This is a genomic window from Puniceicoccaceae bacterium (assembly GCA_040224245.1).
Classification (GTDB): Bacteria; Verrucomicrobiota; Verrucomicrobiia; order Opitutales; family JAFGAQ01; genus JAKSBQ01.
The window spans coordinates 1-18421 of record JBEGIR010000087.1 but is presented as its reverse complement, the minus strand read 5'-3'; the positions used below and the strand labels follow the sequence as shown (position 1 = coordinate 18421).

Annotated in this window: 12 protein-coding genes; 4 read left to right on the top strand and 8 right to left on the bottom strand. The window is 55.6% G+C overall.

Annotated features, from left to right (window positions below):
* Positions 1-113 precede the first annotated feature (113 nt).
* Positions 114-1487: a Gfo/Idh/MocA family oxidoreductase gene (locus tag ABQ298_14635; GenBank protein ID MEQ9825620.1), complete on the top strand. Its 1374-nt coding sequence runs from the start codon at positions 114-116 to the stop codon at positions 1485-1487.
* 256 nt (positions 1488-1743) lie between these two features.
* A complete protein-coding gene (locus tag ABQ298_14630; protein MEQ9825619.1) occupies positions 1744-3288 on the top strand; it encodes a DASS family sodium-coupled anion symporter in 1545 nt (514 codons plus the stop codon).
* 181 nt (positions 3289-3469) lie between these two features.
* Here the strand turns inward: ABQ298_14630 and ABQ298_14625 are convergent, their stop codons facing one another.
* The 7 genes from ABQ298_14625 to ABQ298_14595 form a co-directional block, all read right to left on the bottom strand.
* Positions 3470-7072: a TonB-dependent receptor plug domain-containing protein gene (locus ABQ298_14625; protein ID MEQ9825618.1), complete on the bottom strand. Its 3603-nt coding sequence runs from the start codon at positions 7070-7072 to the stop codon at positions 3470-3472.
* Positions 7073-7438: 366 nt separating this feature from the next.
* Positions 7439-11464 carry a TonB-dependent receptor plug domain-containing protein gene (locus tag ABQ298_14620; GenBank protein ID MEQ9825617.1) on the bottom strand — a complete coding sequence of 1342 codons (4026 nt, stop codon included), beginning with the start codon at positions 11462-11464 and terminating at the stop codon, positions 7439-7441.
* Between the two features lie 164 nt (positions 11465-11628).
* Positions 11629-12675, bottom strand: a complete 1047-nt coding sequence (locus tag ABQ298_14615) for a FecR domain-containing protein (protein ID MEQ9825616.1) — start codon at positions 12673-12675, stop codon at positions 11629-11631.
* Complete coding sequence (locus ABQ298_14610) at positions 12650-13213, bottom strand: RNA polymerase sigma factor (GenBank protein MEQ9825615.1); 564 nt, start codon at positions 13211-13213, stop codon at positions 12650-12652. Before ABQ298_14610 ends, ABQ298_14615 begins: the two co-directional genes overlap by 26 nt.
* 228 nt (positions 13214-13441) lie before the next feature.
* Complete coding sequence (locus ABQ298_14605) at positions 13442-13621, bottom strand: hypothetical protein (GenBank protein MEQ9825614.1); 180 nt, start codon at positions 13619-13621, stop codon at positions 13442-13444.
* 231 nt (positions 13622-13852) lie between these two features.
* The gene (locus ABQ298_14600; protein ID MEQ9825613.1) at positions 13853-15199 is read right to left on the bottom strand and encodes a Gfo/Idh/MocA family oxidoreductase; all 1347 of its coding nucleotides are present in this window, start codon (positions 15197-15199) and stop codon (positions 13853-13855) included.
* A gap of 57 nt (positions 15200-15256) precedes the next feature.
* Positions 15257-16210: a TIM barrel protein gene (locus ABQ298_14595; GenBank protein MEQ9825612.1), complete on the bottom strand. Its 954-nt coding sequence runs from the start codon at positions 16208-16210 to the stop codon at positions 15257-15259.
* Positions 16211-16551: 341 nt separating this feature from the next.
* Between ABQ298_14595 and ABQ298_14590 the strand changes: the two genes are divergently transcribed.
* Together ABQ298_14590 and ABQ298_14585 are read left to right on the top strand one after the other, a co-directional pair.
* Entirely contained in the window at positions 16552-16914 is a 363-nt protein-coding gene (locus ABQ298_14590; protein ID MEQ9825611.1) for a hypothetical protein, read from the top strand.
* Between the two features lie 169 nt (positions 16915-17083).
* Positions 17084-17794, top strand: coding sequence for a GDSL-type esterase/lipase family protein (locus ABQ298_14585; GenBank protein MEQ9825610.1), 711 nt, complete (start codon positions 17084-17086; stop codon positions 17792-17794).
* An 81-nt stretch (positions 17795-17875) separates the two neighbouring features.
* On the opposite strand, the gene ABQ298_14580 is transcribed toward ABQ298_14585, so the two are convergent.
* Positions 17876-18067 (bottom strand): hypothetical protein, encoded by a 192-nt coding sequence (locus tag ABQ298_14580; GenBank protein ID MEQ9825609.1) that lies wholly within the window; start codon positions 18065-18067, stop codon positions 17876-17878.
* Between the last annotated feature and the right edge of the window lie 354 nt (positions 18068-18421).

Sequence of the window (18421 nt, the reverse complement as noted above, 5' to 3'; positions counted from 1 at the left end):
CTGCGTTCAGAAGCACTTTCGATTGCAACCGGGACCCTTTCTCGGTTACGTTCGGTGATCTACTCTGTGTTCAGAGCAAATTCGTATAACCCCAATCGAACAAGCGACCTGTTATGAACCCCAATCTATCCCGTCGAACCTTCGTGAAACAGAGCGTGCTGACTGCGGCCGGACTCACCATCCTTCCCTCGGGCACCCTCTTCGGACAGAACCGTCCCAGCAATCGTCTCAACATTCTCCTGATCGGTGCCTATGGGCGCGCCGAAGCCCACTATGCGATGCTGCGCGAGGAAAACGTGGTGGCGATCTGCGAGGTCAACGAGCTGAACCTGCCCTATGCAGTGAAGGAATTCCCAAAGGCGAAGATCTACAAGGACTGGCGCAAGGCCATGGATCATCCGGGACTTGATGCCGTGCTCTGCTGCACTCCGGATCATCACCACGCCTTCATCGCAAACTGGGCCCTGAATCGGGACCTGCACTGTTACATGGAAAAACCGCTCACGATTACCGTGGAAGAGGCACGCATCGTGCGGGATAACTACCTGAAAAAACGCCACAAGCTCGCGACTCAGGTGGGCATGCAGCGCCATGCGAATCCAAACTTCCAGCGTGTGGAAGAACTCATCCGCCAGGGTGCAATCGGAGCGATTCGCGATGTGGCGGTATGGGGGGATCGACAGATCCCCAAACCGGGTCATTTGGCAGGCATGCCCATACCCTCAACGCTCGACTGGGATCTTTGGCTTGGACCTTCACCCTACCATCCCTATCATTCTGAGTATCTGAAAGGTGGTGTTGGCATGAACTGCCTGCAGTGGAACATGTACTGGGACTGGGGCGTTGGGCAGATCGGAGACATGGGAAGCCATACCATGGACATCGTTTGGAATGTGATCGATGCGGAGCTGCCGACGCAGATCAAGGTGTCATCTCCCGAGTCGTTCAACCCGGATGTCACACCTGTGAACATGACTGCCGAATACCTGTTCCCCGCCAACAGTTGGCGCGATCAAATCCGCGTGACCTGGTATCAGGGTGGGGCGATGCCGCAGTCGCCAAGTCCATGGATTGATCTCAACCGCATCGGTCACGGTGCCTGGTTCAAGGGAGAACACGGCTTTCTGGTCACCGACTTCCGCAACCGCCTGGTCATTCCCTATGGTGACAAGGCAGACCTGACGTATTTTGACTCGCCATCAGTGGAGGACCTTGAGGACCCGATTCCGAATTTCCAGAAACAGTGGACCGATGCCTGCCGAAACGGAAACCCTTCGGAAACTGCCTGCAACTTCAAATACAGTGCCGACATGATCGAAACCATGTGCCTGGGACTCGTGGGCTTCCGTTCGGGCGAAGGCGAAGGGGAGCAAGGCGTTCGACCCACACTGACCTATGACGGCAACAGTGGGCGCGTGACCAACCATGACACTGCCAACGCCTATCTCACCAAGTCCTACCGGGACGGATATGTCATGAATGGATGACCTTTGTGCGGTTCCCCAACAGGTTCCCCCGCTATTGATTTTGTAGCTGAATTTGTGAAAATTCAGAACCTGAACAGCCTGTATCGCTTTCGAAAGGTAGATGATCAACGATTCAGCCAATCCCTTGATTCATCCGACCCGCCGAAGTTATTTTTTGGTAGTTTGGGTCACATTGTTTGTCTGGTGTCTGTGACACTAAGCGGCTCGTTCATGTCCGTGTGTCCTTCGTTTCCGGATCCATTACCCCCTATTGCCCATGTCTCTTCCCCATGCTTCCCCTGACTCAAAATCCCCTTCAGCCTTGCGCAAGGGATTGCAGGAACCCGCAGGCTACGGCCTAAGGCAATGGAGTGGGTGGTTGTTGGGACCGCTTTGCCTGATCATCACCCTGCTGCTGCCACCTCCTGACGGACTGAGCGTGGAAGGTTGGCGTACGGCAGGTGTGGCGTTATTGATGGCGACATTTTGGATTTGCGAACCCATTCCCATTCCGGCAACGGCTCTGTTACCTCTGGTTCTGCTGCCCCTGCTGGGATTGGCAACCGGAAAGGAAGCGGCGGCACCCTATGCCAATCCGATCATTTATTTGTTCCTGGGAGGGTTTTTCATTGCTGCAGCGATGCAGCGGTGGGGGCTGCATCGGCGGCTGGCCCTGCAGCTCATCGCAGCGATGGGTACCCGTCCTCGAAACATCATCGCGGGTTTTCTGCTCAGTGCAGCATTGTTGAGCATGTGGGTGAGCAATACTGCGACCGCCCTGATGATGTTGCCCATCGCGCTTTCGGTGACACAGCTTCTGCCAAGCGAAGGTCCCCATGCAACTGAGCATCGATCCTTTGCGACGGCACTGCTACTGGCGGTTGCCTACGGTGCGACGACAGGTGGAATGGCGACCTTGATTGGAACTCCGCCGAACGCGCTGCTGGCAGGTTACATGGGGAATGTGTATGGACAGGAGATCGGTTTTGGACAGTGGATGCTGATTGGGTTGCCAGTGACCCTGATTGCCCTGCCCATTGTTTGGGTGGTGCTCACGCGCATCTCCTTTCGGCTCGGACGCGAACCCGTTGTGGGGATGGCGGATTTGTTGAAGCGTGAGCGCTCCCAGCTGGGACCTTTGCGCCGAGGGGAAGCCATGGTAGCGGTGGTATTTTGCCTGACCGCCATGGCTTGGGTGTTTCGACCACTTTTGGGCGAAGTGATTCCGGGGATCTCAGACACTCTGATTGCGATTACGGGGGCTCTGCTGCTTTTCATGCTCCCGGTGAGCCTGAAAGAAGGAAGCTTTGCGCTCGACTGGCAGAGTGCGAAGGCAGTGCCATGGGACGTTTTGCTGCTTTTTGGAGGTGGGTTGAGTCTGGCAGGTATGGTGGAAACCCACGGGCTGTCTCAGTATCTGGGAGGACTCTCCGCTTCGCTGGGTGCGTTGCCTGTGGTGTTCACGCTTGCCGTGCTCTGCTTCGGAATCCTGATGCTGACGGAACTCACCAGCAACACGGCAACGGCGGCAACTTTCCTTCCTGTGATGGCTGCCCTGGCAATCAGTTTGGGACAAAATCCACTGCTGTTTCTAGTGCCTGCCGCTCTTGCCGCAAACTGTTCCTACATGATGCCCGTTGGCACGCCGCCAAACGCCATCGTTTTTGGCAGTGGGAACATCACACTGCCCCAGATGGCGCGAGCGGGACTCTGGCTCAACCTACTGCTCGTGCCCCTGCTGCTGACCGTTGTTCTGCTGCTTGGGCACTGGGTCTTTGGTGTTGAGCTGGGCGTGGTGCCCGACTGGGCTGCGGGGCGCTGAGTTGCGCTGCTCCTTTCCCTTTGATGTGAGATTTCGCTGCCTGTCAACCCTCGCAACATGGTGTTGTTGAGTCTTTATTTCACAAAAAAGGCTTCCCGGTGGGAACCGGGAAGCCTGCTGTGAGAGAGTCCGGAGGCTGGAGTGTCAGAACCACACCCCTCCAGTTTCAATGGGAACCCCCTTAGAAGGAGAAGGTGTTGGTGACGGCCCAACTCATGCCTTCCTTGATGCCCTGCAGACCGATGCTGCCATCGGGGTTGCGGTGCAGGGGAACGAGCTCGTTACTGCCGAACGCATTGTAGATGTTGAGCTGAATGCGCCAATCCACCTTATCGGTGAGCGGGCGGTTGTAGGTGACCCAGAAGTCGAAGGTATGACGGGCATCATCCTCGAAGGTTTGATCGAGATGGACTTTCGTGTTGCCTTCGGCATCAAGCGACAGACCGTAGCTGTAGATTTGGGAATCCTCGTAGCGGTAGGCACCGCCAATCCCAAAACCATCAAAGCGACCGTTGCGGAAGTTATAGTTGGTGATCACATTGCCCTTCCACTTGCGGATTTCGGGTTGAGCCGATCCATTCAGCGCTTTTGCCTTGGTCAACTCACCCAGAAAAGGTGCGAGATGACTGCCCATGCCGGGACCCGTGAACCACCAGATTGGAACTTCGCCAGCCGGACCTTGCATGGCTTCCACGATGTAGTCCACCACGGCTCCGAATTCGTCTCCCGGCAGGTTGTCACGGATCGCTTCAGTCTTTGAGGCATTGACCGCCAGGTTCCAGTTTTTCGTGATATTACCCACGAACTCAAACTCCCAGCCTTTTGAAATGCTGTCCTCGACGAGTGTAGCATTGTCGGGGAACAGAATCTGGGGTGCCACCTGATCACCCGGTTGAAATTCCGATCTGTACCAGCTGCGTGTCAACGGGAATTGCTCCCAGAGGCCGCGTTCGAATTCGCGCCATGCGGGGGCCATGACCTGAACACGGTAGTCTGCCTCGGTGGTGAATCCAGCTGCCTCAGCCGATGGACTCAGCTCCAGCCAATCAGCCGTGTAGCTTTGCTGACCTGTTTCGATGAGACCCGCGCGAAAAGCACCCTGCTGGAGCACCTGCTGCACGCGGTACTTCTGACTGTTCACGCTCGCACCGGAGATGCCGTTTTTGACGATGGTTTCATAACGGGTTGCCCGGAAGGACCACTTGTTGTCAGCAGAAGTGATCATGAGCGAGAGGTCTTCCGTGTTCCCGGTGGAGTTTGGCAGCGTGCGCCCAAACACATCCACCCGTGTTGGGTCGGGAGTCTGCACTTCTCCCTCGGAATAGAGCACATGCACGTCGAAAGGCAAGCGACCGCTCATTCCCGCAAGGTAGGTGAGATTGGCCTTGAGCGACCAATTGTTGCTTTCGACGGTGGTCGAGCGTTCACTGCGATTGCCGGCAACATCGACATGGGGACCATCGAGGCGGAAATCATGTTCATACCATGTTTCAGTCACATCATCCTGACGCCATCCATACATGCCCACGAGTCCTCCATTAAACCACCGGCCCGTCCACACTGCTGCGATGGAGTCCAGGTCTTCGGTGAAGAAGTTCTTTACTGTGGTCAGGTATTCCCGGTCAGCATCACTCTGGTAGGCGTTGGCAATGTAGTAGTCACCGATGCTGTTCTGCCAGCCACGGTAATATTCCGGATTTTCGGCCTGAAATCTCTCTGTCTCATGGGAACCAAACGGGCTGTCAGCCCACGGCATGGCGGCCATTGCAGCGGTAAAGCCCGGCAAGGGTGTGGCGTCAAATCCGGCAATGGCGTGGGTGCCATGTGGCAGATCCTTTAGATGCGTGCCGATATTGCCAATGCTGCTGTAGTCCGGGTTGGCCGACAGGTAGAACACATGATCGGGAGAGGTGGAACCCAGGGTTCGGTTGTATTCCGCCAGGCGTGATCCCGGGGGCGGAAGGTCTGCAAGAGGACGAACGGATTCGGCGCGGTTGAGCAGGTATTCCCGGCTCATACCCAAGAGTTCAAAACTCGAGGATTTCCGGTCGAGTTTGCGGTTCTGACCCACGGCAACAAGGTCGTGCTTGCCCAGGATGCGAGAGAGCAGGGACTCACTGTTCTCGGTGAAATCATGACGCAGGAAGGCCTGCAGCCGCACGGATTCGCGGGAGCTGTTCGACATGCGCCCACCGGAATTTGCGTCGCGAACCAGGACGCGTCCCAGATTCGGATTGCGCACCCGGGCACCCGGTTGTGAGGTGCGGTCCCACTCTCCAATGTCCACAGTGATCCCAGGAGCAAATACGTTTCCAAGCGCGGCGTAGAACTCTGTTTGGTAGTCCTGCTGGAACGCGCCGAGGCTGTAGCCGAGCTTGTTGTTCAGGAAGGTTTGGGTGATGTCGAGTTCCCAGTAGTCCCAGTCCTTGAGTTCACGTTTGGAATCTCCATCGATCAGCTTGTTGAAGAAATCGAAGTGATGCGTGGATGTGAGGGAACTGTCTTTCCAGAACCCGGCGTAGGGAAGATTCAACCCTGATGCGGCCTGGGCAATTCCGTTGAGCGTGGTCTGGGCTGGGTGCTTGAGGTTGCGTTGCACACTGGTTCCATTGCTGAAATCTGCACTACCATCATTGGGAACCGCCTCCGTCGCTCCCGCATCTGCCATTGTCGTGTTATAAAACCAGCTGCCTCGGTCATTGCTGGATACTTCCGTGATGTGAGTGAATGTATCACCCTCCCAGAGCACCAAGGGCGTGATCCCATCAGAGAACATCGCATTCCAGGGCCTGAAGTTTACTTCGCCAGCACCCGCCAGATAGTCGTCATATTGATTGTAGGCGGTCTGGTTGTATCCGTAATCCTTCAGGTTTGCCCATTCTCCACCAAATCCACTGGAACTGGTCGGTGCCAGCCACATCGAAAGGCGGTCGATGGGTGCAACCATGCGCGGACGGTTGGAAGTAGATTCTCCCGACTCAAAACTAGCCTTCACACGGAAACTCGTAGACGAGCTGTTGAGCGCCTCGGGTGCCCAGGTGAAAGACGCGAATCCACGCTTGGTGTCCTCGAAGGCTGGGTCCTGCTGGAACTTGCGATCATCCTTGAGCAGTGCGATGCGAACCGCCAGCGTGTTTTCGATGACTTCGCGGTTGTAGTCGAGGTTGAGGCGACCCGAACCGTGCTCGTCCACCCGCGCAACAATCTTGCCAAAGGTATCAAACTCCGCACCGACTGTGGTCGCGTTAATGATACCGGCAGGGCTGCCAAGTCCGAAGAGAACGGAGTTGGCACCGCGCTGGATATCAACCCGTCGCACAATGTAGCTGTCCCACGGAATATCGGTGAGGTAGTAGTTCAGCGTGTTGTCCGCAGCAGTCAGTCCACGAATTCGCGTATTGTTGTTGGGGGATTCGAGGTTCTGATTTTCAATGCCCTCAGATGTGGCATTGATGAAGTTCCCTCGGAATCCGCCCACTTCCGTATTCAAACTGTAGGAGAGCAGGGTTTCGTTGTCAGTTGCGCCGACGTCCTCGAGGAACTCTTCGGTATAGACTGAAATGGCAGAACCGATGTCACTGAGGTCAGCACTGATGCGTGTGCCGGCCAGTGAGGAAGTGGCCAGGTAGCCATCTTCGTCGGCTGCCGTGATTTCGAATGGGGAGAGGATGTAGACTTCCTCTTCATCAGCTCCGGTGTCCTGGGCAAACGCCATGACTGGGCTGAGCACTGCAAACACTGCGGATGCAGTGAAATGCTTGAGCGTTTTAGGGTTTATGAACATGTTGTGTTTTTGAGTTTGTTTGATCATTCAGTTTTTTGCGGTCGGGTTTGGGGTGCACGAATGCAAACACCCGATCCGCCAGGGGGCATCGAACCGGATCAGCCGCAGGGTGTTGAATCCGTTGGGTGGGGTCGATCCGAAGGTCTGTACCACAAGGCGAACACGCGTTGTCCGCACTGCAGCACTCCCCTGTGACAGGTCAGCTTCCGGAATTCATGAAAGAAATGTTCAGGAGAGGAATAAAAGGTCCGGAAATCGTCGTTTGGGGAGGAATAAGCGTGTCATGGGTTTGGGCACCTTCGTCTGGCCCGGACGACTGAATTCATCCGACCCCATTGAGTTCAGTCACGCTACGATGGCCAAGAATCAGAAGGAGAGCGTATGGGTCAGTGCCCAACTCGTGCCCTCGCGAATGCCAAGAAGACCCATGCTGCCGTCAGGGTTGCGGTGCAGGGGTACGGTTTCGTTGTTTCCAAAGGCATTGAACACGTTCAGTTGGATCTTCCAGCCGATGCTGTGGGTGAGTGAGCGTGTGTAGGAAACCCACAAATCCAAAGTGTGTCGTGAATCATCACGATAGGTTTCCTCCAGGTTGACGACTGTGTTGCCACTTTCGTCCAACGAAAGGCCATAGGCGAAGATCTGAGAGTCCTCATAGCGATATCCCACACCGATACCAAATCCTGTCCAGTGTCCGGATCGAAACTGGTAGTTGCTTACGACACTGCCCTTCCATTCGCGGATTTCCGGCTGTGCCGATCCATTCAGGGCTTTGGCCTTGGCCAGTTCTCCGAGAAAGGGAGCCAGATGGATGGCCATGCCGGGGCCGTCGTACCACCAGATGGGCAACTCACCAGCCGGTCCCTGCATGGCCTCGGCGATGTAGTCGGTCACCGCCTGGAACTCAGCTCCCGGAAGGTTGTCCCGGTTCGCCCGTGTTTTGGAAAGATTGAGAGCGAGGTTCCAGTTGGAACTCAGGTTCCCGATCCATTCGATTTCCCAACCCACTGAACGGGTATCCTCCACAAGTGTCGCATTGTCGGGGAACAACACGACCGGGGGACTCTGATCGCCTGGCTCGAAATCGGACTGATACCAGGCACGTGTGATGGGAAATTGCTCCCAAAGGTGCCTCTCAAAGGCACGCCATGCCGGAGCCATGACCTCCCTGCGATAGTCGGCTTCGGTGGCATAGCCTGCATTGGCGGCGGAAGCACTGAGCGACAGCCAGTCTGCGGTGTAGCTTTGACTGTGGCTCTCAATGTAACCTGCGCGAACGGCACCCTGCTGAAGCACCTGCTGAATGCGGAACTTCTGGCTGTTCAAACTCGACCCGGAGACTGCATCTTTCACCTCGGTTTGGTAGTAGGTTGCGCGCATCGACCAGCGATTGTCGGCGGAGGTGAGCATGATGGATGTGTCTTCAGTGCTGCCTCTCGAGTTGGGTAGGGTGCGACCAAACACATCCACCCGGGTGGGGTCGGGCGTCTGCACCTCGCCCCTTGCATGGAGCAGGTGCACATCAAAGGGTAGGGATTCGCTCCATTTCAGGAGGGAACTGAGGTTGAGCTTGAGCGAGGTGTTCTGACTCGAAACCCGTGTCGAGCGCGAGTTCTCGTTGGCGCGCACATCGATCTGAGGTCCATCCGTCCGAAAATCGTGTTCATACCATTTTTCCGTGACATGGTCTTTGCGCCATCCGAGCATTCCCACGATGCTGCCCTCAAGCCAGCGCCCCGTCCAGACCGCTGCGGTCGAATCCACGGTCTCACTGAAATAGTTGCGTGTGGTTGTGAGATACTCGCGATCCGCCTCACTGCGGTACGCGTTGGCAATGGTGTAGGTTCCGATGGAGTCCACCCAGCCACGGTAGTACTCGGGGTTACTGGCTTGGAACCTGCGGATCTCTTGGTTCAGCTGCTCGGATGCAAAGGGACTACCAGTCCATGGCAGTGCAGCTGTGTGTGCATCCAGACCTGGCAACGGTGTGGCATCAAATCCTGCGATGGAGACAAGTCCGTATGGAAGATCATTCAGGCTGGCCGCAACTCGATGGATGCCAGTGTAGTCCGGGCGGAAGTGAAGGTAGAAGATCGTGCTTGGACGAATTTCCCCGAGAGTTCGATTGTATTCTGAAAAACGCGAACCCTCTGCTGGAATTTGATGGAGCGGCCACACATTCTCGCCTCGCTCGAGCAGGAAATCCCGCCCCATGCCCAATAGTTGGAAGATGCTTGACTGCTCGTCCAGTTTGCGGGTTTGCATGACGGCGAGCCATTCGTGTGCACCGAGGGCCTTGCGCCAGAGGGCATCGTGCGAGCGGGCGAAGTCAAGGCGCACAAATCCCTGGGCACGCAGGGATTTGCGATCTCGATTCAAGGAACTTCCACCGGGATTTTCCGAGCGGACCATCACTCTACCAACGCGTGGATTGGGCACGCGTGCATTGGGCTGGGAGGTGCGATCCCACAAGCCAACGTCCACGGAGAGTGCTGGAGGAGAGAGCACCCCCAGAGCGGCGTAGTCTTCTGCATCATAGTGCTGTGAGAAGGCGCTGAAACTGTATCCCACCCGGTCGTGGAAGAAGGTCTGGGCAAGATCCAGCTGCCAAAGCTCCCAGTTTCGAAACTCACGCTTCGAATCTCCATCAATCAGATTGTTGAAAAAATCGAAGACCTCGGTGTTTGCAATCGAGCGATCCTTCCAGAACCCCGCAAAAGGAAGATTGGATTCGATTGCTGCACGCTGCAATCCGTTGAGTGATCGCTGCTCCGGGTGCTTGATGTGACGGTGTACAGAGGTGCCATCCAGCGAAGCACTGCCATCATTGCGGAGGGCTTCGGTCGCTCCTGCATTGGCCATCTCACCATCAAAGAACCAGCTACCACGGTCGTTGCTGCCTCTTTCCGTGATGTGGCCAATGGTGGCTCCGTCAAACAGGATGACCGGTGAGACTCCATCAAAAAACGTAGTCGTCCATGGATTTTGGTTGGGTTCTCCGCTGCCAGAAAGAAAGTCGTTATACTGATCCCAAGGGGTTTGGTTGAGTCCAAAATTCCCAACATCCGAAAATTCTCCCTCAAATCCGCTGGCAGATTTGGGAGCCAGCCACATCGAGAGGTAATCCACTGGTACCATCATACGGGGACGGTTGGAACGGGTGTTTCCGATCTCCACACTGGCCCGGATCTGAAAGCTGCGTGAACCCTGGTTCCACGCTTCAGGTTTCCAGGTCAATGTTGCGTAGCCTCGTTCCTTTTCCTCAAAAGCGGGGCGTTGCTGGAATTTTTGCTGTTCGTTCAGTAGTGCGATGCGAACGGCGAGCGAGTTCCCGAGCAGTGAGCGATTGAAATCAAGATTTACCCGCATGGAGCCGTGGTTGTCCACGCGCAGACGCATGCGCGTCAAATCCAAGAACTCTGCTTCGATGGGGGTGGCGTTGATGATGCCAGCCGGGCTTCCCAGCCCAAAGAGCACTGAGTTTGCACCGCGCTGAATATCGATCCGGCGTATGATGTAACTGTCCCAGGGCACATCGGTACGGTAGTAGTTGAGCGTATTGTCTGCACGAGTCAGCCCGCGCACTCGGGTATTGCTCTGGGGTTCCCTCAGGTTGGTGGTTTCCACACCCTCGGAACTTGGGTTCACAAAATTCCCTCTGAATCCGCCAACCTCCGTATTCAGCCCGTAGAGCAGCAGGGTCTCACTGTCTGTGATCGAAAGATCCTCCATGAAGGCTTCCGTGTGCACTGAAATGGATGCGCCGATGTCCGACAGGTTGCCCTGAATGCGGGTTCCGGCGAGAGAAGAGGTGGCCAGGTAACCGGCTTCTTCGCTGGCTTCAATCTCAAAAGGCGCGAGTTCGAAGATGGAGCCGTCTCCTCCGTACCGTTCACTGGTGCCATCGGCGCCCACTGCAGCGGAAAGTCCACGGGTGAGGCGTTCCAGCCATCCCGATGCTTCGTCCGAAGGGGAACCCTCTTTGTTCACTGGGGAATCGCCATTGTCGCTTGACTGTGAGGTGTCGGCAGATGGCTCCCGAACAATGGCATAGGCACGTCCGTTGTGTACGGCTACCACGCGGCAGAAGGTGTCTGCAAGCATGGCCTCGAGGGCTTCGAAAGGGGTAAAGCTCCCCTCAATGGGCCGCGTCGTCAATCCCTGTACTGTGCTCAGGTCATAGAGGATTTCCACCTCCGCCTCAATGGCCGCCTGGCGAAGGGTTGTTTCAGCGGAACCCGCTTCGATCACAAAGTTGCGACGCTCCGGCTCCGAGCCATTCAGCGACAGACCGATCAGCATCGCGGCTATCCAGTACAAGCCAAGTGACCGCTGATGTTCCAGGCGGGCGAGGATGTGTGCGATGCCCTGCCGGGTCCTTTCAGCGCACATGCGGCGGCGAGAGGGATTTACCTTTCGATGGGGAGTCTGCAAAAACGTCGGTTTCGATGGATTGGCTTTTTCTGAACTTCGGACCGGAGAGTTGGAATCCGTAGAAAAGAGAGTGATTCCTTCTATAGGGGTGGGTTGTGAGTGGCTAGCTCCCACTGAGCATGCTAACGATGCAGGTAGATGATTCCGTCCGAAGCGTGCTTCACCTGAATACCCAGAGCGACTTCGAGCAATTCGAGGAAGCCCTCCACGTTATCGGCTCGAATTGCTGCTGTGATGCGGCGATTCTGCAATTCACTGTCCATGATCTGGATCTGCAGCCCATGCCGCAGGTTGATTTCGTAAATCACGCGAGACAGAGGAGCGCCATTAAACTCGAGGATTTTATCCTTCCACGCGAGTTCGGATTCGATCTGATCCATGGAAACCGACTCGATGACGGGATCCATCACTGGGGTCGCCAAGTCGATGAACGTGCGCTGCCCCGCAAAGAGGTCAAACGTGCGTTGTTCCGCATGGCTGTTTGTGTTTGCACTGTGTGGGCGAAACGATTCGAGCTGGATTTGCCCCTCGGTAACGAGTACCTCCACGCCCTGTGCCTGGCGGTCGACGCTGAATGCTGTGCCGATGGCCCGGATGGCAATGCCGTCGACCTCCACCACAAATGGGCGTGTCACATCCTTCGCAACCGTGAAATGGGCCTCGCCTGAACGGAGTTCGACCGAGCGCTGATGGGGAGAGTAGAGCACAGCAACCTGGGAGCCACGGTTCAACTGTACCTGTGAACCGTCTTCCAGCGTGTGACGCTCAAATCCCATGGCATACTCACCGTCGGCCAATAAGTGCATGTCAGTTGCCAGAGGAGTGTCGGGAGACATGGCCCACCAGACTCCAAATCCGATTACCAGCATGGCTGCCAGTAGGCTGGCTGCGTAGAGAATCCGGTGGCTGCGGAAGCTTTGGTGGGGCAGTGCAAGCAAGTCGGGATTGGGAACTTCGCTGTGACGGGGTCGCCATTGTTCCAGCACGTCAAAATCCTGCCAGTGTGCCAGCTGTTCTTCGAACAATTCCGAGTGCAGGGGATCAATGGCAAGCCAGTCCAGGAATGCCTCTTGCTCGGCCTCAGTCAGGCCGAGATCGTGGCGAGCCACCCACTCCGACGCTTGCGCGCGAAGATCCTCCAGGTCACCGGGTTTTCTGATGTCTCCCATTTCCATATTTGATTTCCCCACGTTCACGGCGAACATACTCGGAGCATTTTTGCAAGCCTATGGCTACTTGGGTATAAACGGTGTGAACCGAGAGACCCAACTGCTCCGCAATCTCCTTTTGCGACAACCCATAAACCTTCCTCAATGTAAAGATGCGCCTGCATTTATTTGGCAGGCTTTGAATCGCACGCGTGAGCAGCTCCAGATCACTCTCGCGTTGTACGATATCAAAGAGTTCCATTCCGTTGTCTTTGACATTGTCGAACTCGGATTTGACCAAAACATTTTCATACCGAACCTTCGCACTGCGCAGCGCATTGATAGAAAGGTTGCGCGCGGTGGCGAACAGATAAGATTTGGGTCGCAGGATCGGGCGTTTTCGGTGGGCAAGATACACCTTCAGGTAAGCTTCCTGAATGATGTCGTCAATGTCAGGCAGTTCAGGGAACCGTTTGTTCAACCACGCCCGTAAAAACGGCTCGTGTGGGTACAGGTTCTCCGTGAACCACAGGTGGTCCTCTGGGGCAAATGGGGGCATAGTGACAATCGTTGTCCTGTTTTTCCACAAGGTCAAGTTCCGGTGTGTGGCTGCCAGGGTGCAGGTGGAAAATGAGCGTCTGACTGGAAAATGAAGCAGTGGCTGTTGTCGTAGGACCACTGTGAGCCGTCGGCGGGAAGTGGTACAACCCGGATGGTTTTTCCCAGAGATCGTTTTATCCGGACACTACGCCTGTTGGGTGGGATGAGATTTGAGATCGTCAATTCCTCAATGCGCACCCCGCTGCCAGGGGATACCGTGCCACGCATCGATTCGTCCTTCTTCAGCATTGAACGCGATGCGCATGAGTCCGGGATTTTGGGTGATGTCCCAATGGTCGCGACTGTCGGACTCGTGGGCATAACTGCGGTAGTTTGTCCACCGGTCCGTTTTTGCCGTAGTGTTCAAGCGCACCGAGCAGCTCCTGTTGGCTCATGAGCAGGGCACCAGCTTCAAGCCAGGCTACCGGATTTTAGAAAAGTGCGTCGGTCCAGCAGGGCAGCGAGGGATGGGTTCATAGGGGTTACAGGTATCGGTTCTGCGTAAGGGGAAAAGAAGTGGATCGGTACATCCGGGTATAACGGCCCAGGTGAACGACCTGTATCGTCACCTGGGCCATGGGTATGGGGGTGAAAAGGCTCAGACGAGCTTGTGTTGACCGGGGATGCGCAGCTCGGGTACGGGAACCTCGCCAAACTCCAGAGTGTCGGGGGTCAGGTTTTCCTGGGAGCGCTGCTTGATCCACTCTGTCTGTAACTGCATGCCAGTGTAGGCGGCACTGCGGCCGGCGATCATCGTGAGTGTACTATCGGTGACATCCGGAATATCATCGATAGGCTGGCCCTCGCGAATGCTACGGATGAGTTCCTTGTGCTCGAGCACAAACTCGCTGACAAAACCGGGAGTACGCTTGAAACTCCAGGGCTTGGAACCCGTCATTTCCAGCTCACGGTCATTCAGGAAGAGCGTGCCCTTGGTGCCCTGAATGCGCTCGCTCACGCGGGACTTGGTACCCGGCTCCTGACGACAGATGCTGCTGCAGAGCAGATCCTTGCCATAATCGTATTCGATGGCAAAGTGGCTGAACCGGTCACCGTAGCGCTGGGAGTCAAACTCAACCGCACGTCCTCCAACTCCGTAGGCGGTTTCAGGGACGCGGCCAACAAACCAGTTCACCACATCCATGTTGTGGATGTGCTGTTCCACGATGTGATCACCCGAACCCCAGACGTAGAGCAGCCAGTTGCGCACTTGGTATTCCATGTCGTTGGTGGGTCGATCCTCGGCCCCGCGGAGCGGGAATCCGACAAAATAATCAGCGAGCCAGTAGGCCTGTGCAGAGACGATCTCGCCGATTTGTCCATCCTGCACGCGCTTGAAGGCTTCGAGGTAACCTGGATGGTAGCGTCGCTGAGTTCCCGCCACCACCGAAAGTCCTTTCGCCCGTGCCTGTTCGCCCAAGGCATACATTTTGCGAACACCGACCGGATCCACGGCAACGGGTTTTTCGATGAACATGTGTTTGCCATGGCGAACAGCGGCTTCAACCACATGGGGGCGGAAGACAGGCGGAGTGGCAGTCACGATGTAGTCCAGCTCGGCGAGGGAGCAGAGTTTTTCATGATTGTCCCAACCACTGAACTGATGGGATGGAGACACCTTTACCTGTTCCTTCATCACGCGCTCGATCGCAGCGCTATCACCCCCTAAATGGCCTTTCAACCGTTCACGGATCTGGTCCAGTGCCGCTTCGACACGGTCCGGAAACAGGTCGGAAACGGCAATCAGTTCAACGGAGCGGTCTGCCATGAGCGCATCTGCAGCAGCTCCGGTTCCTCGGCCACCACAGCCGATGAGGCCAAAGCGGAGCTTGTCAGAACCCGCTACATGGGGCGCCCCAAACAGTTGGGCGGCCAGCAGGGTACCGGCTCCGGCAGCGGCGCTGCGTTTGATGAATTCGCGACGGTTCAGGGGTAGGGATGACATGATGGGATCTCCTGTAGGGTGTGGGTTTGGGTGTAGAAAAGGTGTTCAGGTGGGGGTTCAGAATGCATCGACCTCACGGTAGGCTTCGATCAGTCGCATCTCGCCTGCTTGACCGGGCTGGCTGATGCCGTGCTCCATGCCGACGATGCCCGTGAATCCCTTGGAGTGGATGTGTTTGAATACATTCAGGTAATTAATCTCTCCGGTTGTGGGTTCCTTGCGTCCCGGATTGTCGCCTACCTGGAAGTAGGCGATCTCATCCCAGGCGCGGTCAATGTTGGGGATGAGGTTGCCCTCTGTGATCTGTTGGTGGTAGAGATCGTTCAGGATCTTACAGGAGGCACTGCCCACGGATTTGCAGAGCGTGTAGGCCTGGGGGATGCGCTTGAGAAACAGGGCCGGGTGATCCATGTGGTTGAGCGGCTCGAGCACCATGATGATGCCATGCGGTTCAAAGATCGATGCGCAGAATTGCAGATTGTCCACCACATTCTGGAACTGGTAACCGTATTCCAGGCTCGGATCTTCGGCTCCCGGCACCACGGTAGTCCATTTCGCATTCACGCGTTTGGCGGTTTCCACCGCAGCTTCGCATTTCATCCTGAGGTGTTCACGCACGGCTTTCGGGTCCCGGTCGCGCTTGCTGGCATCCATGCGGTTGCCCGTGAAAATTGGAGTACCAAAGTCAAAACCTGTGACAAAGACCCCCATGGTCATACCCAGTTTTTCCAGAGTCTTTCCGATGCGCAGTTGTTCCTCAACCGGACGGCCCATCATGGGATTGTCCTCAATGGCTTCGAACCCATGGTCCTTCATGAAGTGAAGCACCTCGACCGGGTCCTTTCCGGCGCTGTGCCGGAAGTGGTGAAAACTTGGTGCGTATTTGAGCTTGAATGAGCCACCTTTGGCGGTGGAAGCACTCGAAGTGCTGGCTGCGATGGAACTGGAAAGCAGTGCGCCCGAAGACGCCACACTGGCCAGTGCCGTTTTGGCAAAAGTTCGTCGATTCATAGGGTCGGGATATACAGAACGCGTTCAGGATAAGGAAAGTCGTTGGAGGGTTCAATGCCCATCGTCCGATTTTTTTGACGGATCGCGGTTTGTTGACCTTGGATGTGCCAGAGAGGACAGCATGTTGACGATCAAAAGACTCGGTGAAACATTGGCTATTCGTTACCGCATTTCTGAATCGAGTGAACGTTCCCGTAGCTGAATTTGGAAAAATTCAGACGACTCCCACTGTGCCCGGGATAACCGCTACTGCTCATGTCTTTCGTCAGCTTCAGCGCAATTTGCGCCAAAATCCGTTGTCGAGCACTTGCGGGCTTCGCAAATTGGCATTTGATCCGTGCATGCAACCCACAGTCCATCCTGGAATCGCACTCTTGTGTTTTGGCAGTTTTCTCATCGTTTGTGGCCTGCTGGGCTACCTTTCGAATCCGGCAGCAGCGAAGACCGCCCTTATTTCGGGCGGTTCCTTTGGTTCCCTGTCGATCCTGTGGGGCATCTGGTTTCTTCGCGGTGGCCGCCGGGCAGCATGGATGGCTGCAACGGGAACAACGGTTTTGCTGCTGGCAGCCTTCAGCTGGCGCAGCGTGGTTACCTGGATGGCAGTGAGTGAGGGCGAACCGAAGCGCTTTGCAGCGGTATTGATCACATCCATGCTGCTGGCCTCGGTGCTGATGCTGACGGTGCTGTTGCGAAAGCGCGCCTAGTCGCTCAGCGCCAGCAGTACGAGCTGCAGGAGCGTGTTGTCGAAAGTATAAGAGCGCTTTAGTTAATTTTCAGCGGTGCGTTGTCTATGGAGACGACGCATGGATGACCGACTGCGCTTGAGCGTTAGCCCTTGAGTCACAAGCCTTATTCTGAACCTTTACATTCATCATGAAACCGATATCCCAAGCTCCAAATCTATCTCCAGTTTTGCGCCTGATGGCTGCGCTCTTCACCGGCTCTCTGATGCTTCACGCCAGCGCGCAGGATGCACTTCGTTTCGAAGAGGAAATCAACGCCTTTCGTGAGGCCGATGCGCAGCAACCGACGCAGGAGGGTTCTCTGCTCTTTGTGGGCAGTTCGAGCATTCGCATGTGGCAGACGCTTGAGCAGGCATTTCCCGGGCATGCCACCATCAACCGGGGATTTGGCGGTTCCCATTTTTCCGATGCCCTGCATTGGTTTGATGATCTTGTGCCGCCGCACCGGCCCGCTGCGATTTTTGTCTACGAAGGCGACAACGATACCGCCAGCGGTAAGGAGCCGAAGCATATCGTGCAGGAGGCGGAGCAGTTTCTGGCAAAGATACGGGAGGTCCATCCAACCGTTCCGGTGGTTTTCATTTCGCCCAAACCCAGCCTCAAGCGCTGGCACCTCAAGGCCGAATATGAAGCAACCAACACCGCCTTGCTGGTCCTGACTCATCAGCACCCAAACGTGTATTTTGCCGATGTCTGGACCGCCTCACTCGGCTTTGACGGCAAACCCATCCCGGAAACCTTCCTCGACGACGAGTTGCACATGAACGACCTGGGTTACATCATCTGGCGCAATGTGCTGCACGATGTGATGCGCACGATGCAGGTGCACGGCTTGCTGTAGGAATCGGGAGTGCGTTCCAGGGTGGTCGCGTGTGCAAACCCTTCACGGGGAAATTCGAAAGTATGAGGGTAGCGAAGGTGATCATCGCTTTTCCTTGCCTTCGACAAATGCATTTTCCATGTGCAATGCTTCCCTCCAATCATCTTTGGCGAATGGGTCCTTTCGGGTTGCGAGATCGATGACGGGAAGTTTCCATACGGGTACTGGGTTTCGCCGAGGGTAACCCGGAAGAACTTTTTCCAATGCAAGTCGAATGAGTTTTGCTAGGCTCATGATTGTTCTCCGGTAATGCGGATTAACTCCTGATAGAGGTGATCGAATAATGGAATCGGGTCCATATAAGGAACATGCGAATTTTAAATAGTACCATTCTCTGATTCAAGGTCTATCCAGCTTTGAACACTGAGATTGTGAGTTGTCACTCGATGATCACACTAATACGTATAGGATGAAAACGCTTCTTTCTGCCCCAAATGGATTCATCTAGCCCGGATTTCTCACAAAAAAATATCGCATGGAGTGTAAGTCACTGATAAACAGTGGTTAGGAAAAATAAAATACAACTCCAGCGATGACAGAATTTAACCAGAAAGAATTCGCTTTTATAAGCTCGAAAGGACTCAAAAT

Bases quoted from the DNA above. Each gene is read 5' to 3' on its own strand.
- ABQ298_14635 (MEQ9825620.1), top strand. From the start codon at position 114: ATGAACCCCAATCTATCCCGTCGAACCTTCGTGAAACAGAGCGTGCTG.
- ABQ298_14630 (MEQ9825619.1), top strand. From the start codon at position 1,744: ATGTCTCTTCCCCATGCTTCCCCTGACTCAAAATCCCCTTCAGCCTTG.
- ABQ298_14625 (MEQ9825618.1), bottom strand. From the start codon at position 7,072: ATGTTCATAAACCCTAAAACGCTCAAGCATTTCACTGCATCCGCAGTG.
- ABQ298_14620 (MEQ9825617.1), bottom strand. From the start codon at position 11,464: ATGTGCGCTGAAAGGACCCGGCAGGGCATCGCACACATCCTCGCCCGC.
- ABQ298_14615 (MEQ9825616.1), bottom strand. From the start codon at position 12,675: ATGGGAGACATCAGAAAACCCGGTGACCTGGAGGATCTTCGCGCGCAA.
- ABQ298_14610 (MEQ9825615.1), bottom strand. From the start codon at position 13,213: ATGCCCCCATTTGCCCCAGAGGACCACCTGTGGTTCACGGAGAACCTG.
- ABQ298_14600 (MEQ9825613.1), bottom strand. From the start codon at position 15,199: ATGTCATCCCTACCCCTGAACCGTCGCGAATTCATCAAACGCAGCGCC.
- ABQ298_14595 (MEQ9825612.1), bottom strand. From the start codon at position 16,210: ATGAATCGACGAACTTTTGCCAAAACGGCACTGGCCAGTGTGGCGTCT.
- ABQ298_14590 (MEQ9825611.1), top strand. From the start codon at position 16,552: ATGCAACCCACAGTCCATCCTGGAATCGCACTCTTGTGTTTTGGCAGT.
- ABQ298_14585 (MEQ9825610.1), top strand. From the start codon at position 17,084: ATGAAACCGATATCCCAAGCTCCAAATCTATCTCCAGTTTTGCGCCTG.
- ABQ298_14580 (MEQ9825609.1), bottom strand. From the start codon at position 18,067: ATGAGCCTAGCAAAACTCATTCGACTTGCATTGGAAAAAGTTCTTCCG.